We start from the raw sequence: 14,971 nt of genomic DNA, 5'->3' as shown, positions 1-14,971 counted from the left end.
CTACTCAGCAACCCGGCTTGCTCAGCTGGGTACCGATGGTCACGGCAGTGATCGCCACCGGCTTGAAGCTCTGCAGCGCAATCGGATCGAAGCTGCGCTCGCAGTTGTACTTGTTGTCGATGACGAAATCCTCGCCCTTGTGCTTTTTCATCTCCGTGCTCCACTTGCCCGCGGCGTCGATGGCCGTGTCATCGGTGAGCATGGCCTCGACCAGCACCTGGGTAAAACCGATCGCCCGCGGACCTTCCCACAGTGCATACACCGACGGGTCATAGGCGTTGCCGCACATCTCCAGACAATCGGCGTAGAACTCCAGCGGGCCACCGGTGGACTGGTGCAGCGCAGCGAAAGTCAGCGGCTGGTTGGCGGGCGGCGCGAAGTCGCCGATGAAGGAGCGCAGATCCGCCTTGCAGGTCGGCGACAGGACCAGGCGCAGGTCATTGATGGTGCCACCAGTAGCGTCGGCAGTGATCTCGCAACCCTGCACCTTGTAAGTGTGCTTGTCACCGAGGCTGGTGCGGGCAACGCCGGCAACCGACTCGAAGTACTTGAGGTTGGTACCGAGCATTTCGCCGTTGAACACCTGGGCCAGGCTGGCCTGGGCCTGGGCAACCACAGGCATGGCGGCAACCACCAGAGTGGAAACGAGGGGCAGCAAGGCGCGGGCTTTCATGGGAACATCCTGTCGATATGAATTTGCCGCGCACTCTAATGCACTTGCCGACCCCGAGCCACCTGCCCGTGCATGCTTCAGGGCTGTTCGCCGACCATGTAGGTCTTGCTGATGTGGCGGAACTGTTCGTGGCCCGAGCTTTCCAGCAGTTCGAACAGCACCATCTCGCGGGTGACGATCTGCGCTCCGGCATCACGCATACGGGCAATACCCGCCGCCTGATTGTGGGCGCCACGGCAGTCACAGGCGTCTTCGACCACAAACACCTGCTTGCCCAGCGCGCGCAGGCCGAGCACGGTTTGCAGCACGCAGATATGGGTTTCCATGCCGCAGACAATCACCTGCTCACGGGCCAGCAAGGACGCCGGCAAGCATTGAGCGGCAACGCAGGAGAAATGCAGCTTCTCTACCACCTGGGCCTCCGGTGACGCCTGCTTGAGGGCTGCGACGGTCGGCCCGAGGCCCTTGGGGTACTGCTCGGAAATCACCGTCGGCAGCCCCAGCTCGGCGGTGGCGGCCATCAGCCAGCGCGTGCGCGCCAGGGTACCGGCCGGGTCGCTGACGGCACCAATGAGTTTTTCCTGCACGTCGATGACCAGCAAGCTGGCCTGGTTCGGCTTGATCAACATTCCTTGCACCTGCGTCGTGGTTGAACCGCCAAGGCTCGCCCAGCGCCGGCCGTTGCGTCAATGCTTCAGTGTCAGGCCGACAAGCGATGAGGCTCCAGCGTGGCGCCGAGCACACCCAGCACCCGGTCTTCATGCTCATGAATGAAGAAGTGGCCGCCGGGGAAGGTCTCCAGGGAAAAATCACCCAAGGTTTCGCGACGCCAGGCCAGCAGCTGTTCTTCAGTGGCGCGGTCATCTTCACCACCGAGCACATGCAGCGGGCAATGCAGCGCCGGGCGCTGGCGGTAGCTGTAACGGCCACACAGGAGAAAATCGGCGCGCAGCACCGGCAAGGTCAGGCTCATCAGCTCCTGGTTGGCCAGCACTTCTTCCGGTGTGCCCTGCAGTTTGCGCAGCTCATCGATCAGTACCTCATCGCTTTTCGGCTCGCGCCAGTTTCCGCCGTCGTAATCTTCACGCCGGGTCGGTGCGGCCGTGCCGCAGGCAAACAGCGCGACTGGCGACGGGCAGCCGAGGGCCCGCAACTCGTGGGCCAGCTCGAAGGCGAGCAATGCCCCCAGACTGTGACCGAGCAAGGCATAGGGCTGACTGGCGGCCAGGCGCTGCTCATTGGCCAGCTGCCGCGCCAGAGCCTGCATATCGGTTTGCAGCGACTCGCCCATGCGCGCCCCGCGCCCGGGCAACTCCACCGGGCGCAAGTTCAGCCAGGCCGGCAACTTGCGCCGCCAGCGGCTGTAGACCATGGCGCTGGCTCCGGAATACGGCAGGCACAACAGAGTCAGTGACGACACAAGCCGGCCCTCAGTGCGACGCTGCGGTTTCGGCCATCTTCTGGCGCAGGCTCAGCGGGCGCATGTCGGTCCAGACTTCATCGATGTAGGCCAGGCATTCCTTTTTCAGGCCGCTCTTGCCAACGGTACGCCAGCCGGCGGGCACGGCCTTGTAGTCGGGCCAGATGGAATACTGCTCTTCGTGGTTGACCACTACCTGGAACACGATGTCGTCGCGGTCGAATACGGATGTCATTGCCTGTCTCCTGGATTGAATGGGCCCGCCGCACAGCTGACGTACGGTGGCTACCAAGAGAACGAAAAGCCTGCGCTGGAATTTAGTGTGGTGAGCGGCCTCAACCAAGCCGCGCCCGGGCGATGGCGGCCTGGATCGCCGCGCGCGCCTGCGGGCTGTTTTTCCAGCAACTGGAGCCCACCAGCGATGCCGCCTGGGTGACGATCTCCAGGGCATCGGCCTGGCTCAGCTGGGCCAGGGAGTGATAGCCCAGTTGTTCGAGGCGCTCGACTACGGTGGGGCCTACACCCTTGACCGCCAGCAGTGCTGCGCGCTCGTTCGCAGGGAATGACATGATGACGTCCTTGTACTGTCAAAAGAGTGCCCAGCAAGCCACAGTTACCGGGCAAAGGCCAGTGCCAGAGGGCTTGGGTACGGCTTATAGTGTTGTCCAGACTGGAAAAATTCTTCGCAAAGGGCCATCCTCCCCGCTTTTTTCACGCTCACCTCGCCAAGGACCCTTTTTATGCAAGCCCAACCTCTCAGCCCCAGCGAGTTCGAGTTCATCGAAGACATCCTGCTCAAGTACGGCGACGACCATTCGGTGCTCAACCCGTCCGAGTTGGACGGTTACTTCACTGCGCTGGTGTCGAGCCCGGTGCAGGTGGACATTGCCGAGTGGTTCCCGGCGATCTGGGGCGGGCAGACGCCGGAATGGCAAAAGCCTGAAGAGTGCCGGCGTTTTATCGACCTCTGTGTGCGTCATCTCAATACGCTGGCGAGCCAGCTGGCTAGCGAGCCACAGGCGTTCAAGGCGCGCTTCGAACAGACGGAGCATCGCGGTCAGCCACTGACGCTGGCGGAGGAATGGTGCTTTGGCTATGTGCGTGGGGTTGCTGTCGGTAACTGGCCGGAGCTGCCCGAGGGACTGGCGGGTCGGTTGCAGGTGATCACGGATTGTGCCGAGCAGGATAACTATGAGTTGCCGGTGGATCTGGATGTGGTGCTGCATCGTCAGCGGGTGGCGGCGATCGAGCCGGCTGCGCGGGCGTTGCATGATTATTGGGTAGGTCAGCGCTGATATACCTGCCTCGGTGGGAGCGGGCTTGCCCCGCGATGGCCCTCGGGTTTGAGTACATATCCATCGGCAGTGGTGGCACGGAGTCACCGTTGCGCCCTTATGTATGGACTCGCCCCACCAGGGGCCGGTAGGTCTGGAACTGTCCCTTGGCAGCGGACGCCAAGAAGCTGGGTGTTAAGGTTTCTGCTTCAAGCCCTTTGCATAAGCGTTCGGTGAACGATAACCCAACGCCGAATGCAGCCGACTGCTGTTGTAGAAACCATGGATGTAGCTCGCGATTGCCCCATAAGCTAGCCTCTTGCTCTGATAGACCCCGCTTGCTTCTTCCTTCTTAAGCGTAGCGAAAAAGCTTTCAGCGACGGCATTGTCCCAGCAGTTTCCTTTGCGGCTCATGCTCTGCGTAAAGCCTTTTTCGGCCAATGCTTGGCGAAATTTGCTGCTCGTATATTGGCGTCCCTGGTCGGAATGGAACACAACCCCAGAAGGCCCCAAACTGGCGTTCCAAGCGTTGATAAATGCGCGCTCAACCAAATCATCCGGCATCCTGTCCGCCAAGCTGTAGCCCAGCACCTGGCGGGTCTGGATGCTTAAGACCACCGCCAGGTACAGCCAGCCTTCTCGGGTTGAAATGTAGGTGATGTCGCTCACCCAGGCTGGATTGGCGCTCTGTACCGAAAACTGACGGTCAAGCACATTGCGTGCGACAGGCTGGAAGTGGCGACTGTCCGTGGTCTGGGGCCGGAAGCGAGCCTTGGGTTTGCCATGGATACCTTCCTCGTGCATCAGCCGCGTAACCCGTTTGTGGCCGACTCGATGAGGTATCTGACGCAATGCCTCGACCAACCGTGGCCGCCCATAGGTGCTTCGACTGGCGGCATGGATCCTGCGCAGATCAATTCGAATCTGTTTGTCTGGATCTGGGCGAACCGGGCGGTTTAGGTAATCGTAAAATCCTGAAGCTGACACGCCCAACACCCGGCACAACAAACGCACCGGGAACTGAGCCCGCTCTTTAGCGACGAAGGCGTATCTCACCTGGACTCTTTGGCAAAGAATACCGCCGCCTTTTTTAGGATTTCACGCTCCATTTTGAGTTCAGCATTCTCGGCCCGTAATCGCGCCAGCTCGCTGCTCTCCTTGGTAACAGGTTGACGCTCCGGTGAACTCAACGGAAGACCTTTGCGTGACGCATCGACCCAGTTATCCAGCGTCTTAACAGACATCTCTAGCTGACGAGCGGCTTCGGTTCTGCCGACCGTTTCAGCCAGTGCAACAGCTTGGGCCTTGAATTCGTCGGTGTAGCTACGGCGATTTGGTGGGTACATGGGAACCTCCAAGTTAGCGATGTAAGTATCGCTTCTTGGCGTCCGTTGTCATGGGACAGTTCCAGTCAAAGTCAAAAGCAGATCAAGATCAAGAGCACAGTCCGCTTCGCTCTTGCTGTATGCCACGCCCCCTCTTCTTCGGTAACTCCTGGCGCAAACTTCGCCGGCTTAGGTGTGGATTGCACCTAGGTAGCTATAGTCATTGGCTGACCCTTATGGCCAGCCTAAACGCCACAAAGACCTGGTACTCCCACAAGCACCACAGTACCTGTAGGAGCTGGCGAAGCCGGCGATCGACCGCAAAGCGGTCGCAACCCGGCTCCCAAAAAAACAGCCTGCACCACCGCTCAACATCTTCATTTTTCAACGCTGGACACCAATAATGGCCAATTAGTAGCATCGCACTCTCGAAACCGCCTTACCCCAACAAAAACAACCAGCCAGGGAGGCTGAATGAGCAGCATTGTCCATCGCCCGATCCACCTCGCACTGCGCCCCGCCCTCACCTGGATCGACACCTGGCAAGGCCCGGACAACGGCCTGATTCGCTGCTGGGAAATCGGTCGCGAACGCGCCCTCAAACACCCCGACATCGCCCGGCGCTGCCTCGCCGGAGAACTGCCGGTACTGGGCTGGAAAGGCGGCGTGGAACGCACCCTGAAGAAGCGCGAAAAATTCGGCTCGCTCAAGTACCTCGCCCAATGGCAAGGCCTGCGCGGCGAAGACCTGCAGATCGACACCAGCGCAGAACTGACCCTCAGCTGTAGCCGCACGGGTATGGTGGTGACCTTTACCCCGGATCAGAGCAAGTACTACAACCCGCAGGTTGAAATCGAAGATTGAGGAGCGGCATGACAGCCCCTGATTCGCAGGCACAGCGAACCCTGTAGGAGCGGATTCATCCGCGAAGGACTGCGTAGCAGGCCCATTGTTGGGGCCGCGCTGCGACCCTTCGCGAGACGGTCCGGCGTCCCGGTGAATCCGCGCCTACAACGCCCAGCGTCGCTTTAAACCCGTAATCACGCGCAAAACAGATACGATTGCCAGCTTGCAGGAGATCGCCATGACACCCAACAAAGCCTGCCCGGTCATCCTCTCCCGGTCACCCGCCCCTCGCATTCTATTGTTCCAGCACCCGCTGGCTGGCGTGCAACTGGTCAAAGGCACCATCGAGACCGGTGAAACGCCTGCCCAGGCCGCGCTTCGCGAATTGAAAGAGGAATCCGGAATCGACTCAGCCACGGTTGTCAGCGATTTGGGCTGCTGGGATGCCGGGCATCTGGACCAGATATGGTCGTTTCAACTGTGTGAGCCGCAGGTGGTGTTGCCAGATCAATGGACTCACAACACCCTCGACGACCACGGCCACACTTTCAGGTTTTTTTGGGCCCCACTTGATGACTTGCCGTTTGCCCTGTGTCATCCGGTGTTTTGCCGGGCATTGGTGCACCTGACTGACACATTGGTGGAGCCCCAAAGCAGCCGCCCGCAGATCCCCCGGCAGTTCACCCTCACCCCTGATCCATAACCTCGGCCACACCCCGATCCTCACCCAGAAACCCGCCACTCTGGTGGTGCCACAGTTGCGCATAGATGCCGTTTTTTGCGAGCAATTCGGTGTGGGTACCTTGTTCGATGATGCGTCCGTCATCCATGACAATAAGCCGATCCATGGCCGCAATCGTGGACAGCCGATGGGCGATGGCGATCACGGTTTTGCCTTCCATCATCTCATCGAGGCTTTCCTGAATGGCCACTTCAACTTCGGAATCCAGCGCGCTGGTAGCCTCATCAAGCAGCAGGATCGGAGCGTTCTTGAGCATCACTCGGGCAATCGCGACGCGCTGGCGCTGGCCGCCCGAAAGCTTGATACCGCGCTCGCCGACCAGGGTGTCGTAGCCGGTATGGCCTTGCCGGTCGCTCAGCTGACTGATGAACTCATCGGCCTGGGCACTGGCCGCGGCGCTACGGACTTGTGCGTCGCTCGCATCGGGTCGGCCGTAGGCGATGTTGTCGCGGATGGAGCGGTGCAACAGTGACGTATCCTGGGTGACCATGCCGATGGCGCTACGCAGGCTGTCTTGCGTCACCTGTGCAATGTCTTGTCCGTCAATGCGGATCTGCCCGCTGTCGACGTCATAGAAGCGCAGCAGCAAGTTGATCAGCGTGGATTTGCCCGCACCGGAGCGGCCTACCAGGCCGATTTTTTCACCCGGGCGAATGTGCAGGCTCAGGCCATCGAGCACCTGGCGCTCGCCACTGTAGTTGAAGCTGACATTGTCGAAGGTTACCGCCCCGCCAGTGGTCACCAGCACACCCGCATCCGGCGCGTCCTTCACCTTGGGGCCGCGGGTAAGGGTTGCCATGCCATCCTGCACGGTGCCGATGCTCTCGAACAGCGACGTCATCTGCCACATGATCCAGTGCGACATGCCATTGATACGCAACGCCATCGCGGTGATTGCCGCCACGGCACCTGCGCCGACCTCACCCTGGTGCCATAGCCACAGGGCATAACCACCGGCAGCCATGATCAACGCCACCACCAATGCCTGGTTGACGATCTCGAACTGGCTGACCAGGCGCATCTGGCGAAAGCCGGTGTGCTTGAAGTCCTCCATCGCGGCACGTGCGAAGTGCGCTTCGCGATTGGAGTGGGAGAACAGCTTCACCGTCGTGATGTTGGTGTAGGCGTCCGAGATTCGCCCGGTCATCATCGACCGCGCATTGGCCTGCTCCTGCCCGACTTTTCCCAGACGGGGCACGAAGTACAGCATGGCCAGACCGAACAACACCACCCAGGCAACGAAAGGCAGCATCAGTTTCAGCGCGAAGCCGCCTGCCAAGGCGATGATCGCAATGAAATACACCCCAATCCCGGGGGCGATCTCGATCAAGGTGAACAGCAGGTCGCGCACGGCCAGCGCCGTCTGCATGACCTTGGTGGTGACCCGGCCGGAAAACTCGTCGGAAAAGAACGATAGGCTTTGCCGCAGCATCAAACGGTGGAAGTCCCAACGCAGTCGCAGTGGCAGGTTTATCGCCAATATCTGGTGCTGCACCATGGTGCGCAAGGCTACCAGCCCGATGCTACACACCATGACGATCCCCATGCCCCACAACACCCGGCTTTCCTGCGCCGCCGCCTCCCCCCCTGCTTGCCAGGTGGCGAGCAAATCCACGACCTGACCGAGGAAAGAAAACAGCCAGGCTTCGTAGATCGACACGCTGGCACTGAGCAGCGCAAACACAAGAATATAGCCGCGGGCGCCGCGTGTGCAGGCCCACAGGAACCGAGCCAGACCCTCGGGTGGTGGCGGTACCTCGTCAGGAGGAAAGGGGTCGAGCTTCCGCTCAAATGCACCAAGCATGGTGGTCTCCAAAACGATCAAATTCAGCAGATTCTGCCATCGAACTCTTGCTTTGAGGGATTTGCGAAGGCGAGGTATGGCGCTGTTAACTGCGGGCTCTGAGTGTTGGGTTGCCGGATGCGGGGCTCTCATACCTTGCCAGAGACACGATTGGCAGGGCTAAAAAGGGCCGTTGTCGGGAAGGGCTATGGCCGATTGCTGCCTGTCGCGAAGGGCAGCAACCGACCCAAAGCGGTCAGCCGTGACAGGCAGAAAACGCGCCAGGCTGTGAAGAAACGCCGGCCAAAAATTTGCGTAGAAACGCGATTTTCGTCCCGATCCTTACAGTCAAACCTGCGCTTAGGCCCCATTTCGTGTCCGGGGCCGAGCGGACAATTGCGAGCGAGGCGTCAAGATGGCCAAGGCAACCGCCACGATGAAGAGCGCCGGTACGTCACCTGCCAAGTGCCCCATTTGCCCCGGCTGGGTGACCGCCTGGACGGCCATGATTCCTCCGTGTACGGCGCTAGACCACACGGCGAACCAGATTAGGCTCAGATTGGCTAATGGATCACCTGCGGCCAGGATCAAGAACACGCCAAGTGTTGCGTAGATGCCAACGATCATCATCGGGTAGTCCGAGTGACCGACGTGCCAGGCCCAGCCAGACGGCCAGAACAACATAAGTGGGTAGAGAGCAAGGCACGCGAGGCCAGCCAAAACTAGAACGACGCGCAAATACCTGAGGCGATCGACTACAGTCATGGCGGACTCCTACCCCAAGTGGGGTGATAAGGCCTTCAAGGGCTTGGTGGATAACATTCCTTGTTCTGTCGTCTATCCCTGAGTAGGCCGGGCATTGTGACAGTCGGGTGACCGCTGAAGGGGTTTATACACCGTGGACGGAAAGCCCAATTTGCTCAATCAGTTCCAGCAGTAGACCAAGCATAGCTACTCATTTGCTATCGTTCCGTCCACCGGCTGCTTCTGGCCGTTAGCTGCCTTTCCTAAAGGGCAGTTTCGGTGAGACCTTTCCGGCGCGTCTTTACGCCTGAGGAATCGTTTTATGGTGGCTGTGCGTGGGAGACCTTCGGGTCTGCCGGGTCCTATATCCTCGGTCTTGCACACCTGCGCACAGCTGCCACCCATTCGTGTGCAAGCGGATGCTGGCAGTTTCCTGGCTGATATAGGCGTTGCAGCACGTCCAAGATCGTTCCTGATCCACCGCCAGCCGATGCTCTCCCACACACTGCCAGTACCCCTTTCGGTACCTGTGCCGCAGGTCATCCACCCTTGTTCACCGTGCGCGCCGGTATCGAAGCACATGACGCTTTGGTACATGCGTCGATGTACTTGCGATGCGCCAATGACACGGGGATGCAGGCCTGTGACAAGGTCGACCCGGACACCCGCGGATTGATCTGGTCGACGCTGCATTCCATCGAGATGGCCAAAGGGTTGGTCGATGCGTTGCTCGATGGTATCGAGGAAGAGATGGCGGAACGTCGGGTACCGAAATAACCAATCTGGTCTTAAGTAGCATCGCACTGAGGCCGCAGATGCGGCCCACCACCGGCAATCATTATCACTGCTGCCAATGCGTCAAAAAGCCCGCCTACAGAGCCTCCACCCAAGTCTGCGAAACGCTCAACCTCTCAATCTCCCTGGCGATGGCCTTCGCCCCGAAACACCGAAATTTAACAATGCCCGCATCGGTCTCCACACACACGATCTTAGTGATGTACCCATGTTCGACGCTGACCTTTCGAATCGATGCCAATGGCACTTCAATATCCAGCGTGCCGTGCTGTACAAAGCGGTTCATGGCGTTGGCGCTCAGGCGAATTACGCTTTGGGTAACCACCAGTTTGCCGCCAACCCACAGCCCTCCGGATACCTTTTTGAAGACCTCCATCAAGGCGGACAATGAACTCGCATTGCCAAAGGCGCTGACGCTCCTGTGATTGATCCGGGCGTCAGCCACGAGAAAATTGACCAGTTTGGTCTTCAAGATTTGTTCGGCCACTCGGCGTCTCCCTGTTGAGCTGCATCCATAAAATCAGGCGCCGAAGCCTACTGCTGCGCGGTCCAAACCGCCAGCTCATAGCCATCCGGGTCAATGAAATGAAACCTGCGCCCTCCGGGAAACGCAAAGGTGTCGCGGCTGATCACAGCGCCCAGGCCTTCAAGGCGCTGCTGCACTGCCTCAAGATCATCCGCATACAGGATGATCAATGGCCCACCCGGCCGAACAGCCTCGCCTGTGGTGAAACCACCGGTAAGCCGGCCATCACTGAACTCGGTATAGCTCGGGCCGTAATCGACAAATGTCCAGCCGAACGCAGCGCCATAGAAGGCTTTGCTGCGAGCGATGTCGCTGACGTTGAACTCAATGTTGTCGATCTGACGATCATTCCCTCGAACACTCATGCCTGGCTCCTTGCTGATTGGTGTTTGGCTGCCATGTGTTCATACCCCATGGCTGGCGGTGACTACAACCCACGGAGTGAAATCGACGAACAAACAGGCAAACAGTGACGGCGCCCTGACTTCAATCAGCGACACTTTCGGTATCTTCAGACTTCGTTAAGGATTGCCGCAAATACTCCTCCCAAGACCTTTCCTGGGAGGCATCACGTCATGCCCGATTTCGACTGGAACATTCCTCTGCCCTTGCGCTTCGGTGCAACGCCGGACGCCCCACTGACCCTAGCCAGAGCCATACCCGGCGAACACCAGCGCAACACCTACGAAGCGTTCATCCAGGAGCGCTTTCGCAAGGCGCACGGCGCGCGTATCCAGCAATTCATGCCCGAACTGTTCGGGGTCAGCGATGCCCGCGGAACGCTCTGCGCGGTGGCCGGCGTGCGCCTGGCCAGCGCCGGGCCGTTGTTTCTCGAACGTTACCTGGATGAACCGATCGAGCCGCTGCTCAGCGGCGCAAGCGGTGAACCAGTGGCGCGCACGGCAATCGTCGAAGTCGGCAACCTCGCAGCTGCCGATACCGGCAGCGCACGCCTTAGCATCATTGCCATCACCTACCTGCTGGCCATGGGCGGGCTGGAGTGGGTCGCGTTCACCGGCAGCATCGGTCTGGTGAACAGTTTCCATCGCCTGGGGCTGAAACCGCAGACCCTCTGCGCAGCTGACCCGCTACGCCTCGGTGAGGATCGGCACGACTGGGGCAGCTATTACCAGAGTCAGCCAAAGGTGCATGCCGGCAACATCCGCGCCGGCTTCATCCACTTGCGAAATGCCGGCCTGTTGAGCCGCCTCGGCCTGCCGACCTGCACAGCGGAGGCCAGCAATGTCGCCTGAGTTGAGGCATTTCCAGCAAACACTGCACCAGCACGCCGAACGTAAGCCGCACACCATTGCCTTGTGGGGCGACAACCTGCAGATCGACTACGCCACCCTCTGCGCCGAGGTTGCGGCTCGGCAACAACGGTTACGCGATCAACAGGCGAAGGTGGTCGCCCTGGCGCTGGACAACGGTGTGGACGCGCTGCTCTGGGATCTGGCGCTGTTGTTCGAAGGGCTGACCTGCGTAACCTTGCCCGCTTTTTTCAGCCCGTCGCAGCGCAAGCACTGCCTTGAACGCAGCGGCGCCAGCCTGGTGATCGCCGAACCGGCAATGGCACCGGAGCTACAGGCAGCCGGGTACCTGCAGCGGGGCGATGTCTGGTATCGCCAGGAGTTGGCCGACACCTGCATGCCCGAAGGTACGGCCAAACTGACCTTCACCTCCGGCACCACCGGCACGCCCAAGGGGGTGTGCCTGAGTGCCGCGAGCATCCTGAGTGTCGCCCGCGCGTTGCACCAGGCCAGCAAAGTCACGGATCCGCAGCATCACCTGGCGCTGCTGCCGCTGGCGATACTGCTGGAAAACCTGGGCTGCTATGCCGCGCTACTGGCGGGCGCCACCCTGAGCCTTCCTGGCCCGCAGACCCTGGGTATCCAGGGTGCCACAGGTATCGATACACCACGGTTGCTGGGCTTTCTGGCCGAACGTGCGCCGCACAGTGTGATTCTGGTGCCGCAGTTGCTGTTGCTGCTGGTCAGCGCCGCCGAACAACACGCCTTCAATCCAGGCGCCTTGCGCTTTGCCGCAGTGGGCGGCGCCAGGGTCAGCACAGCACTGCTCGCCCGTGCCCAGCAGGTTGGCATGCCGGTTTACGAAGGCTACGGGCTATCGGAATGTGCTTCGGTGGTGTGCCTGAACCAACCCCAGGCTTGCCGTCCCGGCAGTGTCGGGCGGCCGCTGCCCCACCTGCAGGTACGCCTGGCCGAAGATGGCGAAGTGCTGGTCAAGGGCCCGACCCTGCTCGGCTATCTGGGCGAGCCTGCGCAGACCTGCGAATGGTGGGCCAGCGGCGACCTCGGGGAATTCGATGCCGACGGCTACCTGTACCTCAAAGGGCGCAAGAAGCACCAGTTCGTCACCAGCTTCGGCCGCAACGTGAACCCGGAATGGGTCGAGGCCGAACTCACCCAACGCGGCGTGATCGCACAGGCCTTCGTCTACGGCGAAGCCATGCCCTGCAACCATGCGCTGCTCTGGCCGCAGCGTTCTGACTGCACCGACGAGCAACTGGCGGCCGCCGTGGCACAAGCCAACCAGTCGCTACCCGACTACGCCCGGGCCCATCGCTGGACCCGACTCGAGCAACCCTTCACGCCCGACAATGGCCTGCTGACCGTCAATGGCCGCCCGCGCCGGGATGCCATCGCCGAACGCTACCGCATGCTCCTGAGCGCAGGCGAATTCTCCGAGGACACCGCACGATGAGCTTTTTCGACACCTTGCAACACGCGACCGCCGATGAACGCCAGGCATTGTTCAGCCTGCCGATCATCCGCGATGCCCTTGAAGGCAAAGTCAGTCTGGACAGCTACCGGGCATTTTTGACCCAGGCTTACTATCACGTGCGCCATACCGTACCGCTGATGATGGCCTGCGGTGCGCGTTTACCGTCGCGCCTGGAATGGCTGCGCCAGGCCGTCTGCGACTATATCGAGGACGAGTACGGGCACGAGGCCTGGGTACTCGACGACATCGAGGCCTGTGGTGGCGATAAGGAGGCCGTGCGCAACGGTCGCCCGGCACTGCCGATCGAGCTGATGGTCAGCTTCCTCTACGACCTGATCGCCCGCGATAACCCGGTCGGCCTGTTCGGCATGGTCAATGTGCTGGAGGGCACCAGTATCGCCCTGGCGACGCATGCCGCTGGCAGCATCCAGGCGGGCTTGAAACTGCCGGACACTGCCTTCAGCTACCTCAACTCCCACGGTACGCTGGATATCGGGCACATGCAGACCTACCGCCGCTTGATGGACCAGCTCGACGACCCGCACGACCAGGCCGCTGTAATCCATGCCTCACGGGTGGTGTACCGGCTGTACACCGATATGTTCCGTGGTTTGCCACTGGACGGGGAGCAGACACATGCGCCTGTCTGATGCTCGCGTGGTGTTGACCGGTGCCAGCGGTGGTATCGGCCTGGCAATCGCCCAGGGGCTGTGTGCCGAGGGGGCGCGAGTGATTGCCGTGTCCCGCCACCGGGACGCGCTGGAATCGCTGTTATTGAGCTACCCAGAGAGCATTTCCTGGATCAGTGCAGACCTGACCACCGCCAGCGACCGGAGCAAGGTGCTGCTGGCAGCCCAAGCCATCGGTGGCATCAATCTGCTGATCAACGCAGCGGGCATCAACCGTTTTGCGATGATCGAACAGCTGGATGACAGCGAAATCAACGCCATGCTGGCCGTCAATGTCGGCGCCCCCCTGTGCCTGACAAAAAGCCTGTTGCCACTACTGCGCAAGGCCAAAAGTGCCATGGTGGTGAATGTGGGTTCGACCTACGGCTCGATCGCCTATCCTGGCTATGCCACTTACAGTGCCAGCAAATTCGCCTTGCGCGGATTCTCCGAGGCGTTGCGCCGTGAACTGGCCGACACCAGCGTCAATGTGCTGTACGTAGCCCCTCGTGCGACCCGCACGAGCATGAACAGCGTGGCGGCACAGGCGCTCAACGACGCACTCAAGTCCGGGGTCGACGAGCCACAGCAAGTGGCGGCGGCAGTGCTGCGCGCCATCGCCAATGATCATCGCGACCTGTACCTGGGCTGGCCGGAGCGCTTCTTCGTACGTTTGAACACTCTGCTCCCCAATCTTGTCGACCGTGGCTTGCGCAAGCACCTGCCACTGATCCGTCGTCTGAGCCAGAAACCCGCGAAGGAAGACCTCAAGCCATGAACAAACCTGCCATCTGCATGCTCATCGGTCTGCTCAGCCAGGGCGCCTGGGCGGCGCTGGATGCCGGCGATCAGCAACGCCTTGCCGAGATCCAGCAACGCTGGGCAACCATTCAGTATCAGTTGCCGGCCGCACAACGTCCCGCAGCGTTCGAACAACTCGCCAGCCAGACGGCGGCGCTTACCCATAATCAACCTGCAGCGGCGGAAGCGTGGATCTGGTCGGGCATCGTCACCAGCAGTTGGGCTGGTGCCCAAGGCGGGCTGGGCGCGTTGAGCAAGGTCAAGGCAGCCAAAGCCGACCTTGAGAAAGCCTTGAGCCTGGACCCCAAGGCATTGCAAGGCTCGGCCTACACCAGCCTGGCAGCGCTGTATGACCGGGTACCGGGCTGGCCGATCGGCTTCGGCGATGCCGACAAGGCTGAGCAGTTGCTCCAGCAGGCGTTGCAGGTCAACCCCGACGGCATCGACAGCCTGTACTTCTGGGGCGATCACCTCTACCGTCAGAAGAAATACAGCGAAGCCCGAACAGCCTTGCAGAAGGCCCTGCAAGCAGCACCACGACCGGGTCGGGAAAGCGCGGACGCAGGTCGTCGTGACGAAATCAAAGCGTTGCTGGTCGACATCCACAAGAAAGTTGACTGACAGGAGTT

Annotated in this window: 20 protein-coding genes; 9 read left to right on the top strand and 11 right to left on the bottom strand. The window is 60.7% G+C overall.

The window, feature by feature from the left end:
* Positions 1–4 precede the first annotated feature (4 nt).
* The 5 genes from PSAKL28_RS09505 to PSAKL28_RS09485 all read right to left on the bottom strand — a co-directional run bounded on the left by PSAKL28_RS09505 (position 5) and on the right by PSAKL28_RS09485 (position 2,662).
* Positions 5–673, bottom strand: a complete 669-nt coding sequence (locus PSAKL28_RS09505; RefSeq protein WP_038609395.1) for a hypothetical protein — start codon at positions 671–673, stop codon at positions 5–7.
* A gap of 77 nt (positions 674–750) precedes the next feature.
* Positions 751–1,302, bottom strand: a complete 552-nt coding sequence (locus tag PSAKL28_RS09500) for a hydrolase (protein ID WP_038609392.1) — start codon at positions 1,300–1,302, stop codon at positions 751–753.
* 71 nt (positions 1,303–1,373) lie between these two features.
* Complete coding sequence (locus tag PSAKL28_RS09495; RefSeq protein ID WP_038609389.1) at positions 1,374–2,093, bottom strand: thioesterase II family protein; 720 nt, start codon at positions 2,091–2,093, stop codon at positions 1,374–1,376.
* Positions 2,094–2,103: 10 nt separating this feature from the next.
* A complete protein-coding gene (locus PSAKL28_RS09490) occupies positions 2,104–2,328 on the bottom strand; it encodes an MbtH family protein (RefSeq protein ID WP_038609386.1) in 225 nt (74 codons plus the stop codon).
* 100 nt (positions 2,329–2,428) lie between these two features.
* The gene (locus tag PSAKL28_RS09485) at positions 2,429–2,662 is read right to left on the bottom strand and encodes a Pathogenicity locus (RefSeq protein WP_038609383.1); all 234 of its coding nucleotides are present in this window, start codon (positions 2,660–2,662) and stop codon (positions 2,429–2,431) included.
* A 171-nt stretch (positions 2,663–2,833) separates the two neighbouring features.
* Between PSAKL28_RS09485 and PSAKL28_RS09480 the strand changes: the two genes are divergently transcribed.
* Complete coding sequence (locus PSAKL28_RS09480) at positions 2,834–3,388, top strand: UPF0149 family protein (protein WP_038609380.1); 555 nt, start codon at positions 2,834–2,836, stop codon at positions 3,386–3,388.
* 174 nt (positions 3,389–3,562) lie between these two features.
* Here the strand turns inward: PSAKL28_RS09480 and PSAKL28_RS09475 are convergent, their stop codons facing one another.
* Both PSAKL28_RS09475 and PSAKL28_RS09470 read right to left on the bottom strand, forming a co-directional pair.
* On the bottom strand, positions 3,563–4,423 hold the full coding sequence (locus PSAKL28_RS09475; RefSeq protein WP_051939191.1) for an IS3 family transposase: 861 nt from the start codon (positions 4,421–4,423) through the stop codon (positions 3,563–3,565).
* A complete protein-coding gene (locus PSAKL28_RS09470) occupies positions 4,420–4,713 on the bottom strand; it encodes a transposase (RefSeq protein ID WP_038608001.1) in 294 nt (97 codons plus the stop codon). The genes PSAKL28_RS09475 and PSAKL28_RS09470 overlap by 4 nt, the downstream gene beginning before the upstream one ends.
* A gap of 453 nt (positions 4,714–5,166) precedes the next feature.
* On the opposite strand from PSAKL28_RS09470, the gene PSAKL28_RS09465 reads away from it, so the two are divergent.
* Positions 5,167–5,556 (top strand): hypothetical protein, encoded by a 390-nt coding sequence (locus PSAKL28_RS09465; RefSeq protein ID WP_038609377.1) that lies wholly within the window; start codon positions 5,167–5,169, stop codon positions 5,554–5,556.
* Positions 5,557–5,776: 220 nt separating this feature from the next.
* Entirely contained in the window at positions 5,777–6,241 is a 465-nt protein-coding gene (locus PSAKL28_RS09460; protein WP_084589077.1) for an NUDIX hydrolase, read from the top strand.
* Here PSAKL28_RS09460 and PSAKL28_RS09455 read toward each other — a convergent pair.
* The gene (locus PSAKL28_RS09455) at positions 6,225–8,084 is read right to left on the bottom strand and encodes an ABC transporter ATP-binding protein (protein WP_038609374.1); all 1,860 of its coding nucleotides are present in this window, start codon (positions 8,082–8,084) and stop codon (positions 6,225–6,227) included. The two genes, PSAKL28_RS09460 and PSAKL28_RS09455, sit on opposite strands and share 17 nt — an antisense overlap.
* 339 nt (positions 8,085–8,423) lie before the next feature.
* On the bottom strand, positions 8,424–8,828 hold the full coding sequence (locus PSAKL28_RS28095; protein ID WP_038609371.1) for a DUF6632 domain-containing protein: 405 nt from the start codon (positions 8,826–8,828) through the stop codon (positions 8,424–8,426).
* Between the two features lie 444 nt (positions 8,829–9,272).
* Between PSAKL28_RS28095 and PSAKL28_RS09445 the strand changes: the two genes are divergently transcribed.
* Entirely contained in the window at positions 9,273–9,584 is a 312-nt protein-coding gene (locus PSAKL28_RS09445) for a DUF6124 family protein (RefSeq protein WP_038609369.1), read from the top strand.
* 94 nt (positions 9,585–9,678) lie between these two features.
* Here the strand turns inward: PSAKL28_RS09445 and PSAKL28_RS09440 are convergent, their stop codons facing one another.
* Both PSAKL28_RS09440 and PSAKL28_RS09435 read right to left on the bottom strand, forming a co-directional pair.
* On the bottom strand, positions 9,679–10,089 hold the full coding sequence (locus PSAKL28_RS09440) for a hypothetical protein (protein ID WP_038609366.1): 411 nt from the start codon (positions 10,087–10,089) through the stop codon (positions 9,679–9,681).
* 47 nt (positions 10,090–10,136) lie between these two features.
* Positions 10,137–10,493 (bottom strand): VOC family protein, encoded by a 357-nt coding sequence (locus PSAKL28_RS09435; protein ID WP_038609364.1) that lies wholly within the window; start codon positions 10,491–10,493, stop codon positions 10,137–10,139.
* Positions 10,494–10,703: 210 nt separating this feature from the next.
* Between PSAKL28_RS09435 and PSAKL28_RS09430 the strand changes: the two genes are divergently transcribed.
* Genes PSAKL28_RS09430 through PSAKL28_RS09410 form a run of 5 tightly spaced genes read left to right on the top strand, consistent with a single transcriptional unit; the run spans position 10,704 to position 14,963 of the window.
* Positions 10,704–11,381, top strand: a complete 678-nt coding sequence (locus PSAKL28_RS09430) for a thermostable hemolysin (RefSeq protein WP_038609362.1) — start codon at positions 10,704–10,706, stop codon at positions 11,379–11,381.
* On the top strand, positions 11,371–12,852 hold the full coding sequence (locus tag PSAKL28_RS09425; RefSeq protein WP_038609359.1) for an AMP-binding protein: 1,482 nt from the start codon (positions 11,371–11,373) through the stop codon (positions 12,850–12,852). The genes PSAKL28_RS09430 and PSAKL28_RS09425 overlap by 11 nt, the downstream gene beginning before the upstream one ends.
* Entirely contained in the window at positions 12,849–13,523 is a 675-nt protein-coding gene (locus tag PSAKL28_RS09420) for an iron-containing redox enzyme family protein (RefSeq protein ID WP_038609356.1), read from the top strand. The genes PSAKL28_RS09425 and PSAKL28_RS09420 overlap by 4 nt, the downstream gene beginning before the upstream one ends.
* Complete coding sequence (locus PSAKL28_RS09415) at positions 13,510–14,319, top strand: SDR family oxidoreductase (RefSeq protein ID WP_038609353.1); 810 nt, start codon at positions 13,510–13,512, stop codon at positions 14,317–14,319. Before PSAKL28_RS09420 ends, PSAKL28_RS09415 begins: the two co-directional genes overlap by 14 nt.
* Positions 14,316–14,963: a tetratricopeptide repeat protein gene (locus PSAKL28_RS09410; protein WP_038609350.1), complete on the top strand. Its 648-nt coding sequence runs from the start codon at positions 14,316–14,318 to the stop codon at positions 14,961–14,963. The genes PSAKL28_RS09415 and PSAKL28_RS09410 overlap by 4 nt, the downstream gene beginning before the upstream one ends.
* The last annotated feature ends 8 nt before the right edge of the window (positions 14,964–14,971 follow it).

Source organism: Pseudomonas alkylphenolica (assembly GCF_000746525.1).
GTDB classification, from domain to species: Bacteria; Pseudomonadota; Gammaproteobacteria; order Pseudomonadales; family Pseudomonadaceae; genus Aquipseudomonas; species Aquipseudomonas alkylphenolica.
This window is presented reverse-complemented; position numbering and strand designations above follow the sequence as displayed.